Below are 18,954 nucleotides of genomic sequence, written 5' to 3' on the forward strand. Positions count from 1 at the left end.
GGGCTGAATTTGGCTGATGTGGGTGCGCAATCCAGCCCGTCCGGCGTTTGAGGACGCTCCCCCAGACTTCGTCCGGGGGGACCCCCAAGGGCGCTGGGGTCCGGGGTCTCCCCGGTTTCGGGAAAGGGCGGGGCTGGGGAACAAAGCCCGCCGCAGGCGGCTAGCAAAAGGTCCAAGTGAACGCGCTACCGGCCACCTCATGCACCCGCACATCCAGCACCCGCTCCGGCACCCCACCCCGCCACGCCCGGAAGCCGCCGCCCCCCGCCCACAGCCCGATGCCCAGCAATTGGGACGGCGCCGAATCCAAGAGCGCCTTGAACGCCGTCTCCTTCGCGGAGAACGCGAAGAGCAGCCGCCGCGCCGACCCCGCCACCCACGCCCGCTCGTCCTCGGACAGCACCAAGTGCGCCGCTTCCAAGGGCAGTCCGCGCGTCTCCAGGTCGCACCCCAGCGACCGGAAACGGGAGGCCGGGGCGGCCAGGGCGACGGCGAGGCCGCCGGAGTGGCTGATCGTGCCGACGCAGCCGTCCGGGAAGACGGGGCGGCGGCCGGCGGCGAGGATCTCCCCCGCCGGCAGTCCGGCCAGGGTGAGCGCCCGGCGTGCGGCGCGGCGTCCGGCGAGGAAGTCCCGCCGCCGGAGCTCCGGCATGGCGGACGCCAACTCCGCCTCCCCCGGCCCAAAAGGCTCCCCGCCGTCGGTCGCGACACCTAGCGCGATGCCGGAAGCGGCGAGGACCGGGCGGAGGGCGAGCAGCGCGTGCTCGACCCCGGCCCGGTCCGTCACAGTCGCCATGGTCAGGTGTGCAGCAGCTTCTTGAGGATCTTCCCGGCCGGGTTCCTGGGGACCTGGTCGATGAATTCGATGCGCCGGGGCCGCTTGTACGGCGCGAGGTGCTCGGCGACGTGGCGCAGCAGTTCGGCGGTGCCAGTGCCCTCGTCGGCGACGACGTAGGCGAGGGGGACCTCGCCGTAGTCGGCGTCCGGTGTGCCGACGACGGCGGCGTCCTGGACGGCCGGGTGGGTGCGCAGAGCCCGTTCGATCTCGGTCGGGTAGACGTTCTGCCCGGCGCGGATGATGAGGTCCTTGCTGCGGTCGACGAGGTGGATCAGGCCGGCGCGGTCGATGTAGCCGAGGTCGCCGGTGCGGATCCAGCCGTCGACGGTGATCTCGGCGGTGGCCGCGTCGTTGCCCCAGTAGCCGCGCATGACGCCGGGGCCACGGACGACGATCTCGCCGATGGCGCCGGGCGCGGCTTCCTCGCCCCGGTCGTCGAGGGCGCGCGCGGACATGCCGGGGACGACCCGCCCGGCGGGGATCAGGTCGGGCACGGCGTCCGGCGCGGGGTGCTCCTCGGGGCCGAGGGTGACGAACGGGCCGCCGACCTCGGTCATGCCGTAGACCTGGCGGAAGCCGCAGCCGAGGCGGGCGGCGGCTTCGGCGTAGATGTCGACGGGCATGGGCGAGGCGCCGTAGAGGATCTCGCGCAGGGTCGACAGGTCGGTGCTCTCCACGGCCTTGGCCTGGAGCAGGAAGCGGAGCATCTGCGGGACGAGCCAGATGTGGGTGGCGCGGTGCGTCTCGACGGCGGCGAGCGCGGTCTGGGGCTTGAAGCCGGGCATGAGGACGACGGTGGCGCCCGCGGCCATGTAGGTCAGGGAGACGACCATGCTGCCGTGGTAGAGCGGGCAGCAGTTGACGAGGACCATGTCGTCGGCGGGCCGGGCCACGGCGAGCCAGCCGAGCGCGATGGCCCGGAAGGAGGCGTGGTCGACGGTGACGCCCTTGGCCTGGCCGGTGGTGGCCGAGGTGTGCAGGATCGCCGCGGGAGTGTCGTCGGGCAGGTCGGGCAGGTCCGGCCCGCCGTCGGCGCCCAGGGCGGCGAACTCCTCGCTCTCCATGGCGATCCGCAGCCGGACGGGCAGGCCGGGGTGGCGGTCGAGGAGCGCGGCCTCGCCGATGACGGCGACGGCCCCGGTGCGCTCGGCGATGCCGGTCACCTCGGCGGGGGTCAGGCTGTGGTTGAGGGGGACGAAGAGCGCGCCGAGGCGGCCCAGCGCGAAGTACGTCTCCATGACCTCGATGCGGTCCAGGGAGAGCACCGCGACGCGGTCACCCCGCTGGATGCCGAGGCCGGCCAGCCCGCGGGCGAGCCGGCCGGTCCGGTCGTCGAACTCGGCCCAGGTGACGGAGCGGCGCTCGTCCACCAGGGCCGTCCGGTCGGGGAAGCACTGGCGGTTGCGCTCCGCCAGCTGGGTCAGCCACATCACGAGCCGTTCGGCTGCGCGGCGGCCCCGCCGCGGGTGGCGACGAAGCGCTCGTAGTCCGCGATGGTGGTGAGCTGGTCCATGTCCTCGGCGGTGACCTCGGCGCCGGTGCGCTGCTCGATGAGGAGGACCAGGCGCACCAGGTCGCCGGAGTCGATGCCGCTGGCGCTGAGGTCGGCGTCGTCGCCGATGCTGTCGGCGAACTCCGGCGTGCCGGTCAGCTCGACGAGCATCTCTCGTACGGTGCTCATGTTGTTCCTTTCGTCGCGGTGCCGCCGCGTGTTCGGCGAGCGGTCTGCCCGCTGATGAAGAGTCGCCCGCTCGGCCTCACTCTCCATGCCCCTTTCGTGATCTTCGTCACGGGGCCGGAACGGATGCGCAGGGATGGAACTCCGCCGCCCCGTACTCCTTACGTCTGGAGGCACTGTCGCCTCCGGCAGTCGAGGACGAAGGAGTGAGTGAGGTGCTCTCAGGGTGACGACCACCGACGCGAGCGGCGAAGAGGGCTTCACCGAGCACTTCGAGGCGCTGCTGGCCGCCGACGAGCGGATCGAGCCTCGGGACTGGATGCCGGACGGCTACCGGCGGATGGTGCTCCGGCAGCTCGCCCAGCACGCCCACTCCGAGATCATCGGCATGCAGCCGGAGGGTGCCTGGCTGACCCGGGCGCCGTCGCTGCACCGCAAGGCGAGTCTGCTGGCCAAGGTGCAGGACGAGGCCGGGCACGGGCTCTATCTGTACTCGGCGGCGGAGACCCTGGGGGTGTCGCGCGCCGAGCTGCTGGACGCCCTGCACAACGGGACCCAGCGCTACGCGGCCACCTTCAACCATCCGGCGCTGACCTGGGCGGACACCGGGGCGATCGCCTGGCTGACGGACGGTGCGGCCGTGGTCAACCAGGTGCCGCTGTGCCACACGTCGTACGGGCCGTACGCGCGGGCCATGCGGCGGGTGTGCCAGGAGGAGGCGTTCCACGTCCGGCAGGGCTACGACGTGCTGTGGTCGCTGTGCCGGGGGACGGCGGAGCAGAAGGAGATGGCGCAGGACGCGGTGAACCGCTGGTGGCTGCCCGCGGTGGCGCTGATGTTCGGCCCGCCGGACACGACGGCGGGCGGTGCGGACGACCGTACGGCGGCGATGGGCGCGGCGGTCAGCAGGCGTTCCATGGCGTGGGGCATCAAGCGGCACACCAACGACGAGCTGCGGCAGCGGTTCGTCGACAACGTCGTGCCGCAGGCCGAGCGGCTGGGTGTGACGCTGCCGGACCCGGCGATCCGGTGGAACGAGGAGCGCGGGCACTACGACTTCAGCCCGATCGACTGGCGGCTGTTCCGCGATTCGCTGGCGGACAACTCGCAGTGCGCCCGGCAGCGGCTGGCGCACCGGGTCGCGGCACACGAGGACGGCGCCTGGGTGCGGGAGGCGGTCGACGCCTACGCGGCGGGCGGGTATCAGGAAGGGCAGAGCGCATGAGCGAGCGGACCGCACGGGTGCAGACTCCGTGGGAGGTGTTCATCCGGCCGCGCCGTGGCCTGTCCCACCAGCATGTGGGGTCGGTGCACGGTGCCGACGCGGACATGGCGCTGGCCAACGCCCGGGATCTGTACACCCGCAGGGGCGAGTCGGTGTCCATCTGGGTGGTGCGCTCCGACGCGGTGCGCGCGTCCTCGCCGAGCGAGAAGGACCCGCTGTTCAGTAACGCGGCCGACAAGCCGTACCGGTATCCGGAGCACTATGTGGCGCTGAACGAGGGTGGCAGCCATGACGGTTAGCCCCACGGAGGCCCGCACCGCCCAGGACGTCGCGGCGTACGCGCTGCGGCTCGGTGACGACGCGCTGATCCTCAGCCAGCGGCTGTGCGCGTGGGTGACGAACGCGCCCACCATCGAGGAGGACCTTGCGCTGTCGAACATCGCGCTGGACCTGCTCGGGCACGCCCGGACCCTGCTCGCGTACAGCGGTGAGCTGGACGGCACCGGGCGCAGTGACGACGACCTGGCCTACGGCAGGACCGAGCGCCACTTCCGCAACGTGCTGCTGGTGGAGCTGGACAACGGTGACTTCGCGGTGACCATCGCCCGGCAGCTGGTCTACGCGCGGTACAGCATGCTGCTGTGCACGGCGCTGGCGGAGTCCGGTGACGCGACGCTGGCGGGCTTCGGCGCGCGGGCGGCCAAGGAGGTCGAGTACCACTGGATGCACGCCTCCCAGTGGACCGTGCGGCTGGGCCGGGGCACGGCCGAGAGCCACCGCCGGATGCAGGCGGGGCTGGACCGCGTCTGGCCTTACGCGGGTGAGCTGTTCGAGACGGACGAACTGGTGCGGCGGCTCGACGCCGACGGTACGGCGGTGGATCCCGCCCGGCTGCGGGCCGACTGGGAGCGGGAGGTCGCCGCTGTCCTGACGGACGCGGGGCTGACCGTGCCGGTGCCGTCCTGGCACGCGAGCGGCGGGCGGTCCGGACTGCACACGGAGGGCTTCGGCCCGCTGCTGGCCGAGCTGCAGTCGGTGCGCCGGCAGTATCCGGGGGGCACCTGGTGAGCGCCGTGACCCGGCTGTCCGCCGACGAGGTCCGGGCGCGGGTGAACACCGTGCCGGACCCGGAGCTCCCCATGGTCACCCTGGACGACCTCGGGGTGATCCGTGCGGTGGAGGTGGCGGCGGACGGCGCGCTGGAGGTCTCCATCACGCCGACCTACATGGGCTGTCCCGCGATGCCCGCGATCGAGGCGGGGATCCGGGAGGCGCTGGTGGAGTGCGGCCATCCGGACGGGCGCGTACGGCAGTTGCTGTCGCCCGCGTGGACGACCGACTGGATCAGCGAGGAGGGCCGCCGCAAGCTCTCCGAGAACGGCATCGCCCCGCCCGGTGCGCCCGGGGCACCGCTGCCGGTCCGGCTCGGGCTCGGGCTGCCCTGCCCCAACTGCGGCTCCGTGGCGACCCGTCCGCAGAGCGCGTTCGGGGCGACCCGCTGCCAAGCCGTCCTGGTGTGCACCGCGTGCCAGGAGACCTTCGCTCATCTGAAGGCGATGTGACGACCGCCATGACGACGACATCGGTGACGACCGGGCCGGCGGCCGCGCCGCTCACGGGCGTGTGGCACCGGCTGCGGGTGACGGAGGTGGAACGGGCGTCCGACGACGCGGTCGTGATCCGCCTGGACGTACCGGACCACCTGGCCGGGGTCTTCGCCCACCGTGCCGGACAGCATGTGACCGTCCGGCACCTCCCGGACGGCGAGGGCGGGCCGGAGCTGCGCCGCAGCTATTCCGTCTGTCTGCCGCCCGGGGAGCGCTCCGGGCTGCGCCTGGTCGTCAAGCGCCTGGGGCCGGGCGGCTTCGCGGAGTACGCCACAAAGCGGCTGGCCGTGGGCGGCTCCCTCGAACTCTCCCCTCCGACGGGTGGTTTCGGGCTGGTGGACCGTCCGGGCGCGCACCATGTGCTGGTCGCGGGCGGCAGTGGCATCACACCGCTGCTGAGCATGGCGGCGGCCGCGCTGCGGGACGACCCCGGGTGCCGGGTCTCGCTGGTCTACGCGAACCGGACCGCGGCGTCGGTGCTGCTGGCGGACGAGCTCGCCGACCTCAAGGACGCCTACGTCGACCGGTTCTTCGTGCTCCATGTGCTCTCCCAGGAGACGCGCGAGGCGGAGCTGCTCTCCGGCCGCGTCGACAGCGGGCGGCTGACCAAGCTGCTGGCCCTGCTGGGCGCCGAGCCGGACGACCGCGGGTTCTTCTACCTGTGCGGCCCCTGGGGGCTGGTCGAGTCGGTGCGCGAGGCGCTCGCCTGCTGGGGCGCCGACCCGAACCGGGTGCGCCTGGAGCTCTTCTCGACCGCCGACGGGCCGAAGGAGGCCGACGGCGGTGACGTTCCGGCGCGACAGGGGCGGATCACCGCGCGGCTCGCCGGCCGGACGACCGTGGCCACCATGGGGCCCGACGACCGGGTGGTGCTGGACGCCGTGCTGCGGGCCCGGCCCGAGACCCCGTACTCCTGCCGCGACGGGCTGTGCGGCACCTGCCGGGCCAAGGTGGTCACCGGCTCGGTGCGCATGGACCGGCAGTACGCCCTCGGCGAGACCGAGTTGGCGGGCGGCTACACCCTCGCCTGCCGGGCGCGGCCGGACTCGGACGAGGTCGGGCTCGACTTCGACGCCTGAGCGGCCCCACGCGGGCCCTCGGCGTCACCGAGCGCCGAACGACGACATCGACACACAGCGACACGTAAGGACAGGAACCATGGGCAGTCTCGCCGACAGGACCGCGCTGGTGACCGGCGGCAGCCGGGGCATCGGCAGGAGCATCTCGCTGCGGCTGGCGCGGGACGGCGCGCTGGTGGCCGTCCACTACGGGCACGACGCGACGGCCGCGAAGGAGACCGTCGGGCTGATCGAGGCGGCGGGCGGCAAGGCGTTCGCCTTCCAGGCCGAACTGGGTGTGAGCGGCGACGCCGTCGCCCTGTGGGAGGCGTTCGACGCGGGCCTCGCGCAGTACGGTGCCGGGCCGGGCCTGGACATCCTGGTCAACAACGCCGGTGTCACGCTCCCCAAGCCGATCGCCGCGGTGACGGAGGAGGACTACGACCAGGTCTTCGCCGTCAACGTCAAGGCGCCGTTCTTCGTGATCCAGCAGGGTCTCGGCCGGCTGCGCGACGGCGGCCGGATCGTCAACATCTCCTCCGCCGTCACCCGGATCGCCATCCCGCACATCTCCGCCTACTCGATGACCAAGGGCGCGATCGACACGCTCACCCTGTCCCTCGCCAAGGAACTCGGCCCGCGCGGCATCACCGTGAACTCGGTGGCACCCGGATTCGTCGACACGGAGATCAACCCGACCCTGAAGAACCCGGAGGTGCGGGCGATGTACGCGGCCGTCTCCGCCTTCAACCGGGTCGGCGAGCCCGCCGACATCGCCGACGTGGTGGCCTTCGTCGCGAGCGACGACGCCCGCTGGGTCACCGGTCAGTACCTGGACGCCACCGGAGGCGCCCACCTGGGCCTGTGACCCGCCGGTCACCCTGAAAAACACGGGCCGGGGCGCGGCGCCGGGACGCGACCGCCGCCGCCTGCCCGGGACACCGCGCGGCGAGCGGACCGCACCGCCCGCCGCGGCCCGAGCACCTTCCCTCCGCCCTCCGCCCTGAGCCTTCCGGCCGGCGGGGCCCTGTCCGAGGAGACCCGTATGTCTGACAGCACACGCACACCCGCCCCCGAGGCGCTCGAAGAGGACGACTCCCTGCTGGAGTTCGACGGGACGACGCCGTACGAGGACTACGTCCACGCCTCGGTGCTCACCAACCTCCAGCAGCCGCTCTCCGACGACCCCGGCGAGATGGCCTTCCTGGTCACGACCCAGGTGATGGAGCTGTGGTTCACGCTGATAGTCCACGAGTGGCGCACCGCCCGTGACTCCCTGATGAAGGACGACCCCGAGCGGGCCATGGAGGCCTTGCGCCGGAGCCTCGGTTCGCTCCAGGCGCTCAACGACTCGTGGCGGCCGATCGCTTCGCTGACCCCGGCGCAGTTCAACGGCTTCCGCTCGGCGTTCGGCGAGGCGTCGGGCTTCCAGTCGGCGATGTACCGGCACATGGAGTTCCTGCTGGGTGACAAGTCCCGTTCGATGGTCCAGCCGCACCGCGGTCACCCCCGGGTGCGCGCGGAGCTGGAGGACGCCCTGACCCAGCCGTCGCTGTACGACGAGGTGCTGGCGTATCTGCACCGGAGCGGACTGCCCGTCCCGGAGCAGGTGCTGGAGCGCGACCGCACGGTGGCGTACCAGGCGGACGCCGGGGTCGAGGAGGTCTGGCGGCAGATCTACGCGGGCCCGCAGAGCGACCCGCTGGTGGCGCTGGGCGAGGCGCTCACGGACATCGCCGAGCTGGTGCTGCGCTGGCGCAGCGACCATCTGCTGGCCACCCGGCGGGCGATGGGCTCCAAGACCGGCAGTGGCGGTTCCCCGGGCGTGGCCTTCCTGGAGAAGCGCGCCGCCCGTTCCGTGTTCCCCGAGGTATGGACGGCCCGCAGCTATGTCTAGGACGATCTCCGATTTCGCGGCCGAGGAGGAGCGCCGGGTGCTGAGCCTCCGGCCGGTCCTCGCGCCCTCCCACCACAAGTACGGTGACCACCCCCACCAGGCGTACGACCTGTGGCCCGCGGAGGACCCGGACGCGCCGCTGGTGATCCTGCTGCACGGTGGCTACTGGCGGTACGACCGGATGCACCTGACGCCGTTCGCCGCGTATCTGGCGAAGAACGGCTTCACCACGGTGCTGCCGGGGTTCCGCCGGGCCGGCGGTGCGGGCGGTTATCCCGCCACCTTCGACGACATCGCGCTGCTGGTGGACACGATTCCGGCGGGGCGGCCGTACGTGCTGGCCGGTCACTGCTCGGGCGGTCACCTCGCGCTGTGGGCGGGTGCGCGCGGGCTGCTGCCCGAGGGCTCCCCGTGGCACACCACCGAGCTGCCGACGGCCGTGCTGGCGCTCGCCCCGATCACCGACCTGGCCGGGACGATCCGTGAGGACCTCAGCAACGGGGCGGGGCTCGAACTGCTCGGCCCCGCCGACCGGGTGGAGTCGTTGCTGCCGTCCGTGGACCCGCTGACGATGCTCCGCGGTCCGGGCACGACCGGTGTACCGACGGTCGTGCTGCACGGCGAGGTGGACGAGGAGCTGCCGCACGAGCAGTTCACCGGCTACATGTCCGTGCACACGGACGCGGAGCTCGTGACCCTGCCGGGGACCGGGCACTACACGCTCATCGAGCCGGGGTCACCGGCGAGCCGGTCGGTGATCGAGACGCTGGCCCGGCTGTCCCGCACGCACTGCTCGTAGGCCGCTCCTTCCCCTCCGGCCGCCCTTCCCGACAAGAAAAGGACCTCGCGGTGACCACCGCCACCACCCACGACCTCGACGCCCTGACAGCCCGCGCGAGCGCGCTCGACGCAACCGACCCGCTGGCCGCCGTGCGGGACCGGTTCCTGCTGCCGGAGGGGGTCGTCTATCTGGACGGCAACTCCCTCGGGGCGCTGCCCGCCGCGGTGCCTCCCGTCATGGCGGACGCCGTGCACCGGCAGTGGGGCACGGACCTGATCCGGTCGTGGAACGACAACGCGTGGTGGGAGGCGCCCCTGCGGGTCGGGGACGCGATCGGCCGGCTGGTCGGCGCGGCGCCGGGGCAGACGCTGGCCGGCGACTCCACGAGCGTCCAGCTGTTCAACGCCCTGTCGGCGGCGGTCCGTTCGCGGCCCGGCCGTGAGCTGCTGCTGACGGACCCGGGGCACTTCCCCACCGATCAGTACATCGCCGATTCGGTGGCCCGCCTGTTCGGCCTGGAGGTGCGCCGGGTGCCGCCGGCCGAACTGCCGGACTTCCTGGCGCGGGAGGGCGAGCGGGTCGCGGTCGCCGGCTACTCCCCGGTGGACTACCGCACGGGCGAGCTGTACGACATGGCCGCGACGACCCGGGCCGTGCAGCGGGCCGGCGCCCTGATGCTGTGGGACCTGTGTCACGCGGCGGGCGCGCTTCCCGTCCGGCTGGACGAGCTGGGCGCGGACCTGGCCGTGGGCTGCGGCTACAAGTTCCTGTCCGGCGGCCCCGGCGCACCGGCGTTCCTGTACGTCGCGGAGCGCCACCAGGCGGCGTTCGACCAGCCGCTCACGGGCTGGAACGGGCACGCCGAGCCGTTCGGGCTGAGCGGCGGCTACGCGCCGGCCGCGGGGGTCGGGCGGGGCCGGATCGGCACGCCGCCGATCCTGTCGATGCTGGCGCTGGAGGCCGCGCTGACGGCGTTCGACGGCGTCGCCATGGCGGACGTACGGGCCAAGAGCCTGTCGCTGACGTCCTTCTTCCTGGACTGCGCGGACGCCCTGCTGGACGGTTTCACCGTGGTCACACCACGCGACCCGGAGCGGCGCGGCAGCCAGGTGACCCTCCGTCACCCAGAGGCCTACGCGCTGGTGCAGGCCCTCTCGGCGCGCGATGTCATCGGTGACATGCGCGCCCCGGACATGCTGCGCTTCGGCGTCAACGCGCTCTATGTCACCCACGGGGACGTGCTGTCCGCGGTGCGGCATCTGAGCGAGGTCGTGAACTCCGGAGAGCACCACGCCGAACGCTTCCAGCGGCGCACGACGGTCACCTGAGCCGTGGCCGCCGCGAGCGGCGAGGCCAAGATGTCCGGGACGCCGCCTTTTGCCCGCCTATGGTAGGGGCGTGAACGAGGAAGGCACGACCGGAGACGGAATCGGCGTCGGACCCGCGGGCGAGCCCGCCGCCGACGGGCGCTGGGCGGCGTTCCGGCGGTCGCCGCTCTTCCCCGCCACCGTGCTCGTGGTGCTCGTGGCCGCGGCCGCCGGGCTCTTCGCCGGGTCGTACACGTACTGCATGGCCAACCCCACGCCCCGCAGCATCCCCACCGCGGTGACCGGGGTGCCGGCCTCCGACGTGAAGCGGGCCCAGTTCGTGCAGGGGATGGAGAAGGCCCTCGGGGCCACGCTCAAGCTGCACCACTACGGCACGTACCGGCAGGCTCTGAAGGCGGTCGAGGAGCAGCGGGTGTTCGCGATCCTGGAGCAGCGGGCGGACGGGCGTGCCGCGCTGTCCGTGTCGGGCGCGTCGGGCGCCTCGGTCGCGCAGTTGCTGACGGAGACGGCACCCCGGGTGGGCGCGGCCATCGGCGTGCCGGTGACGGTCACGGACATCAAGCCGCTCCAGAAGGGCGACCCGCGGGGGCTCGCGCTGTTCTACGTCTCGCTCGCCGCGTCGGTGGTCGGCTTCATCGGCGCCATCCAGCTGAGCGTGCACGCGGCCCGGCTGAACCCCGGCGAGCGCATCGCCTTCACGCTGGTGCAGTCGGCGCTGGGCGGCTTCGCGATCGCCGCCGTCGTCGACTGGGGCCTGGGCGCGCTGCGGCTGCCGTTCACGGAGTCGTGGCTGATCCTGACGCTGACGATGTTCGCGTCGGGGATGGTCTTCACGATGTTCAACACTCTGATCGGGCGCTGGGCGATGCTCCCGACCTGGAGCCTGCTGGTCCTGCTCGGCAACCCCTCCTCGGGCGGCGCGGTGTCCTGGCCGCTGCTGCCGTCCTTCCTGGGCGCGATCGGCCGGTGGCTGCCACCGGGTGCCTCGGTCAACGCCCACCACACGGCGGTCTACTTCGGCGGCCACCAGCACGCCTTCCCGTTCGCGGTGCTGGGGGCGTGGACGGTCGGCTGCAGCGCCATCTTCTGGCTCTGGCGCCACCGCCACCCGGGCGGCCGCGAACGAGAGGTCGGCGGGGGTGCCGGGCTGCCCGGCTGAAGCCCTGCGAACTCACCCGTCCGCGAGCATGCGGCGTCGACACCCCGCCGTCGACCATATGTGCCAGGGCTGCGCGGAGATCCACTCGGCCGGCGACGCCAGGCGAATGCCCAGCCTCTGTTCGGTGACCCTCGGGTCGGCCGCGAACAGCTCCGGCTCGTCACCGGCGGCGGCCCAGCGGTAGACGCCTGCGGCGGCCTCAGCGCCGACGACCTGGGCGAGTCCGGCCTCGAACTCCGCCGGGTCCTGAACCACAGTGGCACCGTCGACGGCCTTGTCCGCTTCGACCCGGCGGCGGGCGAAGCCACGCACGGCGCGGCCCTGCTCCGCCAGAAGACGGGCGACCGCCCCGCCCTGGAATCCGCTGACACCGAATATCAGGCCACCGTCGCGCTCGCCACGATCCCCGAGCTGGTGGGCTACCAGAGCTCCGTGGGTTTCCACCTGGCGTTCCGCAAGATGTTCGACCTCCCTCCGGGCGAGTTCCGACGACAGGCGCAGGAGTCCGACACCCGGGTCCTGGAAGGCGCCGGGCAGCGGTGACCCGGGTCAGCCGCCCGGTCCGAAGGCGCGGCGTGCCGCCCGGCGCCAGCGGTTGGCGGGCAGTTCCGGTCGCAGCGCCGCGAGCGCGCCGCAGTATTTGGTGAAGACGGCGGGGCGTACACCGTAGGCGTGCAACAAGAGGTCCGCTTCCGTGAGGTGGCCGGTGGTCTTGGTCTCGACGAGGACGAGTCGCGGATCGCAGTGGACGACCCGTCCGGTGTGGAGATCCGTGCAGGTGAGCGCGGCGTCGCAGGTGATGCGCTGGCCGTCGGCGACGAGCGTGGTGCGGAGGTAGTCGGTGGTGAGGGCGGGTGCGAGGTGGGCCGGGGTGTCGATCCCGTAGGCCCGGCGGAGGGTGTGGGCGACGAAGGCGCGGTTGTCGGGGTCGAGGAGCGCGGTGCGGTCAGGGAGAGGGCGGCGGTGTTTGACGGTGTCGCCGCGGCCGCCTTTGAGCTTGATCTCCAGTTGGCGCTCACCAGTGTCCTGGTAATGGCGTTCGCGGATCTTGAAGCGGAGGCGGCGGCCCTGGCGGTGGTCGTGGAAGGAGCGGAGGGCGGGAGTGTCGTAGTAGACGGAGTGGTAGCGGAAGGCGCGGCGCCCGTCGATGGCCAGGGCGCGGAACGGCCCGTCGGGACGGCGGGGTTCGGTGAGGCGCCGGGCCATGCGCAGGAAGACGGGGACGGGCACGAGGTAGCTGTGGTCGAAGCGGGCGAGGAGGGCGGAGCGCTCGTTGACCTCGGCGAGTGAGACAGGCGCGGTGGCGTACGCGGCCCCGCTCACCGCCTCGGCGGCCGTCCCTGCGCCAAACGCCCGCGGAGGTGCGGCCGGGGCGCTCACACCGGCTCCCAGGCGGGCACCTCACGGCGGACGGAGGTGTCGGCGACGGCCGGCCGGGGCTCGCGGTAGCGCACGTCCACGACCGTCAGGTCGCGCACGAAGTCGACTTCTGTGACGGTCCATTGGAGCGGTTCGCCCAGCCGCCGCTCCAGGTCCGCGCGCAGCGCGACGGGATCCCGGTGCACGCTGTCCAGGGTGACGACGGCCCGGCGGGAACGGGCCAGGAGCCGGGGGTGGTCGCCGGCCCACACGACGAGGAGCAGGGCGGCGCTCAGCCCGGCCTCGACGGGGAGCCCCAGGTGCGGCAGGCCGCAGACGAGCCCGAGCACCAGGGTCGTGAAGTAGTACGCGACCTCCTCGTGCTGCACGGAGTCGGACCGGAGCCGGACGATCGACAGGACCCCGAAGAGCCCCAGCCCGAGCGCCGCCCCACCGCTGCCGCCCATCTCGCCGAGGGCGGCGACGACCGTGAACAGCCCGGCGTTCAGGGCGAGATAGGCCGGGACGAGATCTCGCCGGCGGTGGCGCGGGCAGTAGACCGCGAAGGTCAACAGGCACACGGCGACGAGGTCGAGCGCGAAGTGGGCGGCGATGTGCCGCAGTACGTCCATGATGCGAATCCCCCTGGGTAGCCCTTGCGTGGCGGTGCTGCCGCCACCTGGCGATACGGCCGTTGCCCGGCGATACAGCCATTGCGTGTCGATCTGGAAACAGAGAGTAACCGCTTCGCATTCGAACATGGTTTGCCTGTGGAGAAACATTTCTGCTGGCAGCGCGGGCAGCGCGCGTCACCTCGGGCGCAGGAAGCGCCGAAGCCGTTGCAGAGGCCAGGTGTTGATCACGTCGTCCTTCGTCAGCCAGCCGCGCTGCGCCGTCCCCACGCCGTAGCGCATGTACGGGAGGTGGGTGGTGGCGTGCGCGTCGGTGTTCACCGCGAACGCCACGCCGTACCGCTTCGCGCGCAGGATGTCCTCGTCGCACAGGTCCAGCCGCTCCGGGTGGGCGTTGATCTCCAGCGCCGTGCCGGTCCGCGCGCACGCCTCGAAGACGGCGTCGAAGTCGGCGTCGATGCCGGGCCGTTTGCCGATCAGCCGGGTCGTGGGGTGGCCGAGGATCGCCACGTGCGGGTTCTCGCAGGCACGCACGAGCCGCCGCGTCAGGTCCTCGCGGCTCTGGTTGAAGTGGGAGTGCACGGAGGCGACGCACAGGTCGAAACGGTCGAGGAACTCATCAGGCCAGTCCACAGCGCCGTCGGGTCCGATGTTGAGCTCGGTGCCGTGCAGCACCCGCATCCTGTGGTGTTTCCCGTCGAGTTGGCGCACCTGGTCGCGCTGGGCGAGCATCTTCGCGTCGGTCATGCGCTGCATGGCGAGGTCGGGGGCGTGGTCCGTGACGGCGTAGTAGGCGTAGCCGCACGCGGCCGCCGCGGCGACCATGTCCTCCAGGGAGGCGAGCCCGTCCGTGAGGTCGGTGTGCGTGTGCAGGTCACCGCGGATGTCGTCCTCCGCGATCAGCTCGGGGAGCTCGTCCCGCAGCCCGGCGGCGATCTCGCCGCGGTCCTCGCGCAGGGTCGGGGGGATCCAGGGCAGGCCGAGCCGAGCGTAGATGTCCTCCTCGGTGGCGGAGGTGATCTTCCGCCCGCTCCTGACGTGGAAGAGGCCGTACTCGGAGAGCTTGTACTTGTGGTGGACCGCGATCTCGCGGACGCGGACGTTGTGTGCCTTGGAGCCGGTGAAGTACAGAAGTCCCGCTCCCCAGGCGCCGGGAGGCAGCACGCGCAGGTCGACCTGGAGCCCCTTCACCGTACGGATGGAGGTCTTCTTCCGGCCGCCCACGATGACCTCGGCGACGTCCGGGAGTTCGCGGAACGCCTCCATGAACGGGTCCGCCCGCTCGGCGGCGACGAGGATGTCGATGTCGCCGATGGTCTCCCGCATGCGGCGCAGCGATCCCGCGTAGGTGCAGCCCGCGCAGCCGCTCACTTCTGAGAGCGCGGTGACGAACTGCTCGGCGGCGTCCATGGCGGCGCCGAGGAGGATGCGGCCGCCCGCCTTCTGCATGAGCTCGATGCCGTGGAGGATGTTGGCCTCGGTCTTCTCCCCGAAGCCCTTGAGGTCGCGCAGGCGCCCTTCGCGGACGGCGTCGAGAAGTTGTGCCACGGAGGAGACGCCCAGTTCCTCGTGAAGGGCCAGGGCCTTCTTCGGCCCGAGGGTCGGGATGCCGATGAGTTCGCGGACCCCGGCCGGGACGGCCGTCCTGGTCTCCTCGATCGCGGAGACGTGGCCGGTGCGCAGGTATTCCTCGACCTTCTCGGCGATCGACTTCCCGACATTGGGGATGTCACGCAGGGCCTTGGCGTCGAGCTTCGCCACGTCGACCGGGTGCCCGCCGATCGCCCGCGCGGCCTTCTCGTAGGCGCGCGCCTTGAAGGCGTCGCCACCGGTGATCGCGACGAGGTCGGCGTACTCCTGGAGCAGCGCCTCGATCTCGGCATTGCGCCGGGCCATGGCTTCAGCGTGCCACCGGTCGGCCGTGGGCGCGCGCCCGCGGGCGGTGCCGCTGCCTCTCCTAGCCGGTGACCAGCGCCGACGTGGGACGGTCGCGGACGCGCCTGTCCTCGCCGTCACCATCGCCCTCGCCATCGCCTTACTAAGAGAACACGGCCCGATAGCGCTTCCGAGCGCCGGCACACAGCCCCCCTTCAGCGTCGGGTCGGGCAAAAATAGGTCTTTCGGCCGTATACCTCTGACCGAAAGACCGACGCCGGGGCCAGGGCGGCACTGGTTGGCTGGCTTGGTTGTGCGCTGGGTCGAGGGTGCCCCCGCCGAAGTCATACGCGTCATCCGGCGGGAGGCAGCCATGGTGCTGTACGTGCTCTACCTGACAGGCATCGCCGCCTTCGCGGCCAGCGGCGTGCTCGCCGCCCACCAGGCCCGGCTGGACCCCTTCGGAGGCCTGGTCCTCGCCTTCGCCGCCGCCATCTCCGGCGGCACCCTGCGCGACCTGATCCTGGACCGGCACCCGCTGTACTGGACGCACGACTGGGTCCTGCTCACCGTCATCGCAGCCACCGCCGTCGCCACGATGGTCCTCCTGCGCCGCCGACGGCTCCCCCACCGCAGCCTGATGACCGTGGACGCCGTGGGCCTGTCGGTCGTCACGGTGATCGGCGCCCGCGCCGCCGTCGACGCGGGCGTCACCCCGCTCGCGGTGATCATGCTGGCGGTGCTCACGGGGGTGACCGGTGAGGTCGTACGCGACCTGCTGTGCGGCCAGTTCCCGCCCCTGCTGCTGCGCGAGGACATCTACGCCACGGCGGCGGCCGCGGGCGCCGGCGTCTACCTGCTCCTGCACTGGGCCGGGACGGCCCCGACCCCCACCACGATCGTCGCCGCCGCGACGGTCTTCACGATCCGCATGGCGGCGCTGCGCTTCGACCTGCACTTCCCGAGACTGGCCGGACGGAGCCCGGGGACACCGCCGGCCGAGCCGCCGGCCTCTCCCTGACACGCGGGATGATCTCCCGGGCCGCCCCGGTTGAATGCGACAGGACGCGTCCGGTGCGTCGGGAACAGGGGGCAACAGTGTCGGCAGGATTCGGCGAAGCAATCACCGCACGGAGGGCGCGCGAGCGCGTCGCCGTTCCCGATGACGCGGCGGCGCGGCCCCGTCGGCACCTGCGCATCGGGGAAATGGCCGGTGCCACGGGAGTCAGCGAACGACTCCTGCGCTATTACGAAAGCCGCGGCCTGCTGATGCCCCACCGCACCGACTTGGGACACCGCCTCTACAGCCCCGAGGACGTGTCCCGGGTCCTCCTCATCAGGTTCCTGCTGGACGGCGGCGTCAGCACGCAGAACATCTCCCTGCTCCTCGACTGCGCCCACGAGGGCATCGACATCTCCACGACGTGCGAGGAACTGGCCGCCATGCTCGACGACGAGTACGAGCGGATCTCGCACGAGATCGAGTCACTGGGCCGGACCCGTCAGTACATCGCGGTTCTCACCGGCCGTACAGCCTCCCTGGCCTGATCGCCTAGACCCTCGCCTCCCCACCGAGGGCCGCGCGCAGGCTCGCCTCGAAGGGCTCCAGGAACGCGCGGATCTCGGCCAGCGGGGCCGACGGCGCGAGCGTCGCGACCTGGTCGACACCCGCCGCGGCGAGCGACTCGATGACACGGGGATCGTGCGGCACGCCCATCACGACGACCGGGATGCGCCGGCCCGTCTCCTGCTCCAGCTCCCGCACCTGCTCGCGCCGGGCGAAGAAGGTCCGCGGGTCGACGGACCCGTAGTCGGGCATCCAGCCGTCCCCGAAGGCCCGGAGGCGCTCCACCGACCGCGGCCCCGCCCCTGCGACATAGACCGGCGGCCCCGGCCGCTGCGACGGGGTGGGGCGCACGACGATCTCCTCGAACGAGACGTAAGGCGAGGAGAAGGTGACCGGCTCGCCGGACCACAGCGCCTTGACGGCACGGGCGTGGGCGGCGAGATGCCCGTCGCGCCGCTTCGGATCGACGCCATGGGTCACCATCTCGTCCTCGATCCAGCCGGCGCCCACACCGACATCGAGCCTGCCACCGATGAGCCGGTCCAGCGTCGCGAGGCGCTTGGCCATGGCGATGGGCTCGTGCTGGGCGAGCAGCGAGATGGCGGACCCCACGCGCAGCCGCTCGGTCACCGCGGCAGCGGCGTGCGCGCTGACGAACGGGTCGAAGGTCTCCCGGAACCGCCGCTCCAGGTCCGGCTTCTCACGTGCGACGCGCGAGGACTGGTGCGTGTGCTCGCAGAAGTAGAGAGCGTCGTAACCGCGCTCTTCGAGGTCCCGAGCAAGGTCGTGGACGGGGGCGGATTCGGTGGTCTGGAAGGTGGAAACGCTGACTTTCATGGGGAGGTGGGTTCTCCAAGTTGAGGGTGCCGACGTACGCCATGACCAGCGGTCCGGCGGAACCGCGTCGTCTGTGTCACATGGAGGACGCTAGGTGCTGACGCCGTGTCAAGGCGCAATGCCGACCCTTGTGATCCGGCCCACTGCCGCCTTTTCGGCATCCCGTGGGACCGGTACGGGAGCCCCGTAGGCTTACCGGCCCGTGCATCCGCCAGAAGCGAGGAAGCGCGCCGTCGCGTCACGGCCCCCATCCGCGCACCCCACCCCGCGCCGTCCGACACGACGACCACCGTCGCCGTCGACAGGCGACAGGCGACAGGCGACAGGCGACAGCGGACGCCGTTCCGCCTCCGCCCACCGCGCTGACAGCGGCGCGAGCTACCATCACCGACAGCCACGCAGTTGCACGGGACAGCGTTAGTGGAATGGTGTGTCAGGGAGAATGACATGTCGCGGGGTTCGCGCGTGCACAGGAAAGACGCTCTCTTGCGAAGGCTCGGTGTGCCGTCGGCGGGAACGGCGGGCACACCGGAGACGTCGGCCGCGGCCACCGTCCCACCGGCGCGGCAGCAGGCCGGCAGAGGGGATCTCAAACGACTGCGCAGGGCTTCCGAAGCGGTCCTGGCCCGGCTGGACCTGCCCGACGGGTGCGGTATCGCCACGCTTACGGAGCGGCTCAGCGCGGACCGCGGCCACCCGATCCAGCTCGTGGAGCTCCCCATGGGAGCGGAGTCGCCCTGCGGCATGTGGCTGGCCACGGACGAGGCCGACTTCATCCTCGTCGAGGCGAACACCAGCCGGCTGCACCGTGACCACATCATCGCCCACGAGCTCGCGCACATGCTGTGCGGGCATCGCGACTCCACCGGTCCGGACCCGACGGGGTTCGCGCACCTGCTGCCGAACCTGGACCATCAGCGCGTCCGCGAGATCCTCGGGCGTACGAGCTACTCCAGCGCGGAGGAGCAGGAGGCGGAGACCGTCGCCTCCCTCATTCTCGAACGGGTCACACGTCCTCCGGTGGAGTGCCGCTGGGACGTACCGCCCGTCGACGCCGAGACCGTCGCGCGCATCGACCGCTCCCTCAATCCCGGCTGACCTCGCGGTCCCGGC

Annotated in this window: 21 protein-coding genes; 13 read left to right on the forward strand and 8 right to left on the reverse strand. The window is 72.1% G+C overall.

Annotated elements, in window-relative coordinates:
- Window positions 1-160: 160 nt before the first annotated feature.
- From AB0435_RS13695 to AB0435_RS13705, 3 genes are read right to left on the reverse strand one after another with little or no spacing between them, the layout of a single operon-like run.
- Window positions 161-796, reverse strand: coding sequence for a 4'-phosphopantetheinyl transferase superfamily protein (locus AB0435_RS13695; protein ID WP_366427038.1), 636 nt, complete (start codon window positions 794-796; stop codon window positions 161-163).
- Between the two features lie 2 nt (window positions 797-798).
- Window positions 799-2,268: an AMP-binding protein gene (locus AB0435_RS13700; RefSeq protein WP_366005402.1), complete on the reverse strand. Its 1,470-nt coding sequence runs from the start codon at window positions 2,266-2,268 to the stop codon at window positions 799-801.
- Window positions 2,268-2,519 (reverse strand): acyl carrier protein, encoded by a 252-nt coding sequence (locus tag AB0435_RS13705; protein ID WP_366005403.1) that lies wholly within the window; start codon window positions 2,517-2,519, stop codon window positions 2,268-2,270. Before AB0435_RS13705 ends, AB0435_RS13700 begins: the two co-directional genes overlap by 1 nt.
- Window positions 2,520-2,742: 223 nt before the next feature.
- Here AB0435_RS13705 and paaA point away from each other — a divergent pair, with 223 nt between their 5' ends.
- The 10 genes from paaA (at window position 2,743) to AB0435_RS13755 (ending at window position 11,571) form a co-directional block, all read left to right on the forward strand.
- Window positions 2,743-3,741, forward strand: a complete 999-nt coding sequence (paaA, locus tag AB0435_RS13710) for a 1,2-phenylacetyl-CoA epoxidase subunit PaaA (RefSeq protein ID WP_366427039.1) — start codon at window positions 2,743-2,745, stop codon at window positions 3,739-3,741.
- On the forward strand, window positions 3,738-4,040 hold the full coding sequence (gene paaB, locus AB0435_RS13715; protein WP_116214376.1) for a 1,2-phenylacetyl-CoA epoxidase subunit PaaB: 303 nt from the start codon (window positions 3,738-3,740) through the stop codon (window positions 4,038-4,040). The genes paaA and paaB overlap by 4 nt, the downstream gene beginning before the upstream one ends.
- Window positions 4,030-4,809 (forward strand): 1,2-phenylacetyl-CoA epoxidase subunit PaaC, encoded by a 780-nt coding sequence (paaC, locus tag AB0435_RS13720; RefSeq protein WP_366427040.1) that lies wholly within the window; start codon window positions 4,030-4,032, stop codon window positions 4,807-4,809. The genes paaB and paaC overlap by 11 nt, the downstream gene beginning before the upstream one ends.
- Window positions 4,806-5,303, forward strand: coding sequence for a 1,2-phenylacetyl-CoA epoxidase subunit PaaD (gene paaD / locus AB0435_RS13725; RefSeq protein WP_366005406.1), 498 nt, complete (start codon window positions 4,806-4,808; stop codon window positions 5,301-5,303). The genes paaC and paaD overlap by 4 nt, the downstream gene beginning before the upstream one ends.
- Window positions 5,304-5,311: 8 nt before the next feature.
- Window positions 5,312-6,427, forward strand: coding sequence for a 2Fe-2S iron-sulfur cluster-binding protein (locus AB0435_RS13730; RefSeq protein ID WP_366427041.1), 1,116 nt, complete (start codon window positions 5,312-5,314; stop codon window positions 6,425-6,427).
- 79 nt (window positions 6,428-6,506) lie between these two features.
- On the forward strand, window positions 6,507-7,274 hold the full coding sequence (locus AB0435_RS13735) for an SDR family oxidoreductase (RefSeq protein ID WP_366427042.1): 768 nt from the start codon (window positions 6,507-6,509) through the stop codon (window positions 7,272-7,274).
- A gap of 177 nt (window positions 7,275-7,451) precedes the next feature.
- The gene (locus tag AB0435_RS13740) at window positions 7,452-8,303 is read left to right on the forward strand and encodes a tryptophan 2,3-dioxygenase family protein (RefSeq protein ID WP_366005409.1); all 852 of its coding nucleotides are present in this window, start codon (window positions 7,452-7,454) and stop codon (window positions 8,301-8,303) included.
- On the forward strand, window positions 8,296-9,102 hold the full coding sequence (locus AB0435_RS13745; RefSeq protein ID WP_366427043.1) for an alpha/beta hydrolase: 807 nt from the start codon (window positions 8,296-8,298) through the stop codon (window positions 9,100-9,102). The genes AB0435_RS13740 and AB0435_RS13745 overlap by 8 nt, the downstream gene beginning before the upstream one ends.
- Before the next feature lie 50 nt (window positions 9,103-9,152).
- Window positions 9,153-10,412, forward strand: coding sequence for a kynureninase (gene kynU / locus AB0435_RS13750; protein WP_366427044.1), 1,260 nt, complete (start codon window positions 9,153-9,155; stop codon window positions 10,410-10,412).
- Between the two features lie 100 nt (window positions 10,413-10,512).
- A complete protein-coding gene (locus AB0435_RS13755; protein WP_366005436.1) occupies window positions 10,513-11,571 on the forward strand; it encodes an ABC transporter permease in 1,059 nt (352 codons plus the stop codon).
- Window positions 11,572-11,583: 12 nt separating this feature from the next.
- On the opposite strand, the gene AB0435_RS13760 is transcribed toward AB0435_RS13755, so the two are convergent.
- The 4 genes from AB0435_RS13760 to polX all read right to left on the reverse strand — a co-directional run bounded on the left by AB0435_RS13760 (window position 11,584) and on the right by polX (window position 15,458).
- Complete coding sequence (locus tag AB0435_RS13760) at window positions 11,584-12,015, reverse strand: hypothetical protein (RefSeq protein WP_366427045.1); 432 nt, start codon at window positions 12,013-12,015, stop codon at window positions 11,584-11,586.
- Between the two features lie 105 nt (window positions 12,016-12,120).
- Window positions 12,121-12,951, reverse strand: a complete 831-nt coding sequence (locus tag AB0435_RS13765) for a polyphosphate polymerase domain-containing protein (protein ID WP_366005413.1) — start codon at window positions 12,949-12,951, stop codon at window positions 12,121-12,123.
- Window positions 12,948-13,562 carry a DUF4956 domain-containing protein gene (locus AB0435_RS13770; RefSeq protein ID WP_366005414.1) on the reverse strand — a complete coding sequence of 205 codons (615 nt, stop codon included), beginning with the start codon at window positions 13,560-13,562 and terminating at the stop codon, window positions 12,948-12,950. Before AB0435_RS13770 ends, AB0435_RS13765 begins: the two co-directional genes overlap by 4 nt.
- A 177-nt stretch (window positions 13,563-13,739) precedes the next feature.
- The gene (gene polX / locus AB0435_RS13775) at window positions 13,740-15,458 is read right to left on the reverse strand and encodes a DNA polymerase/3'-5' exonuclease PolX (protein WP_366005415.1); all 1,719 of its coding nucleotides are present in this window, start codon (window positions 15,456-15,458) and stop codon (window positions 13,740-13,742) included.
- Between the two features lie 277 nt (window positions 15,459-15,735).
- On the opposite strand from polX, the gene AB0435_RS13780 reads away from it, so the two are divergent.
- Window positions 15,736-16,458 carry a trimeric intracellular cation channel family protein gene (locus AB0435_RS13780; RefSeq protein WP_366005416.1) on the forward strand — a complete coding sequence of 241 codons (723 nt, stop codon included), beginning with the start codon at window positions 15,736-15,738 and terminating at the stop codon, window positions 16,456-16,458.
- A gap of 185 nt (window positions 16,459-16,643) precedes the next feature.
- Complete coding sequence (locus AB0435_RS13785) at window positions 16,644-16,985, forward strand: MerR family transcriptional regulator (protein ID WP_366427046.1); 342 nt, start codon at window positions 16,644-16,646, stop codon at window positions 16,983-16,985.
- Window positions 16,986-16,989: 4 nt separating this feature from the next.
- On the opposite strand, the gene AB0435_RS13790 is transcribed toward AB0435_RS13785, so the two are convergent.
- Entirely contained in the window at window positions 16,990-17,841 is an 852-nt protein-coding gene (locus AB0435_RS13790; protein WP_366427047.1) for a TIGR03619 family F420-dependent LLM class oxidoreductase, read from the reverse strand.
- Window positions 17,842-18,327: 486 nt separating this feature from the next.
- Here AB0435_RS13790 and AB0435_RS13795 point away from each other — a divergent pair, with 486 nt between their 5' ends.
- Window positions 18,328-18,939, forward strand: coding sequence for a toxin (locus AB0435_RS13795; protein ID WP_366005419.1), 612 nt, complete (start codon window positions 18,328-18,330; stop codon window positions 18,937-18,939).
- Window positions 18,940-18,954: the final 15 nt, after the last annotated feature.

Origin of the sequence: Streptomyces sp. NPDC051173 (assembly GCF_040689515.1) — a bacterium.
In the GTDB taxonomy this organism is placed as follows: Bacteria; Actinomycetota; Actinomycetes; order Streptomycetales; family Streptomycetaceae; genus Streptomyces.

What these genes read in the sequence shown, in the direction of transcription:
- AB0435_RS13695 (WP_366427038.1), bottom strand. Translation starts at nt 796, where the DNA reads ATGGCGACTGTGACGGACCGGGCCGGGGTCGAGCACGCGCTGCTCGCC.
- AB0435_RS13700 (WP_366005402.1), bottom strand. Translation starts at nt 2,268, where the DNA reads ATGTGGCTGACCCAGCTGGCGGAGCGCAACCGCCAGTGCTTCCCCGAC.
- AB0435_RS13705 (WP_366005403.1), bottom strand. Translation starts at nt 2,519, where the DNA reads ATGAGCACCGTACGAGAGATGCTCGTCGAGCTGACCGGCACGCCGGAG.
- paaB (WP_116214376.1), top strand. Translation starts at nt 3,738, where the DNA reads ATGAGCGAGCGGACCGCACGGGTGCAGACTCCGTGGGAGGTGTTCATC.
- paaC (WP_366427040.1), top strand. Translation starts at nt 4,030, where the DNA reads ATGACGGTTAGCCCCACGGAGGCCCGCACCGCCCAGGACGTCGCGGCG.
- AB0435_RS13730 (WP_366427041.1), top strand. Translation starts at nt 5,312, where the DNA reads ATGACGACGACATCGGTGACGACCGGGCCGGCGGCCGCGCCGCTCACG.
- AB0435_RS13735 (WP_366427042.1), top strand. Translation starts at nt 6,507, where the DNA reads ATGGGCAGTCTCGCCGACAGGACCGCGCTGGTGACCGGCGGCAGCCGG.
- AB0435_RS13740 (WP_366005409.1), top strand. Translation starts at nt 7,452, where the DNA reads ATGTCTGACAGCACACGCACACCCGCCCCCGAGGCGCTCGAAGAGGAC.
- AB0435_RS13745 (WP_366427043.1), top strand. Translation starts at nt 8,296, where the DNA reads ATGTCTAGGACGATCTCCGATTTCGCGGCCGAGGAGGAGCGCCGGGTG.
- AB0435_RS13770 (WP_366005414.1), bottom strand. Translation starts at nt 13,562, where the DNA reads ATGGACGTACTGCGGCACATCGCCGCCCACTTCGCGCTCGACCTCGTC.
- polX (WP_366005415.1), bottom strand. Translation starts at nt 15,458, where the DNA reads ATGGCCCGGCGCAATGCCGAGATCGAGGCGCTGCTCCAGGAGTACGCC.
- AB0435_RS13785 (WP_366427046.1), top strand. Translation starts at nt 16,644, where the DNA reads ATGGCCGGTGCCACGGGAGTCAGCGAACGACTCCTGCGCTATTACGAA.
- AB0435_RS13790 (WP_366427047.1), bottom strand. Translation starts at nt 17,841, where the DNA reads ATGAAAGTCAGCGTTTCCACCTTCCAGACCACCGAATCCGCCCCCGTC.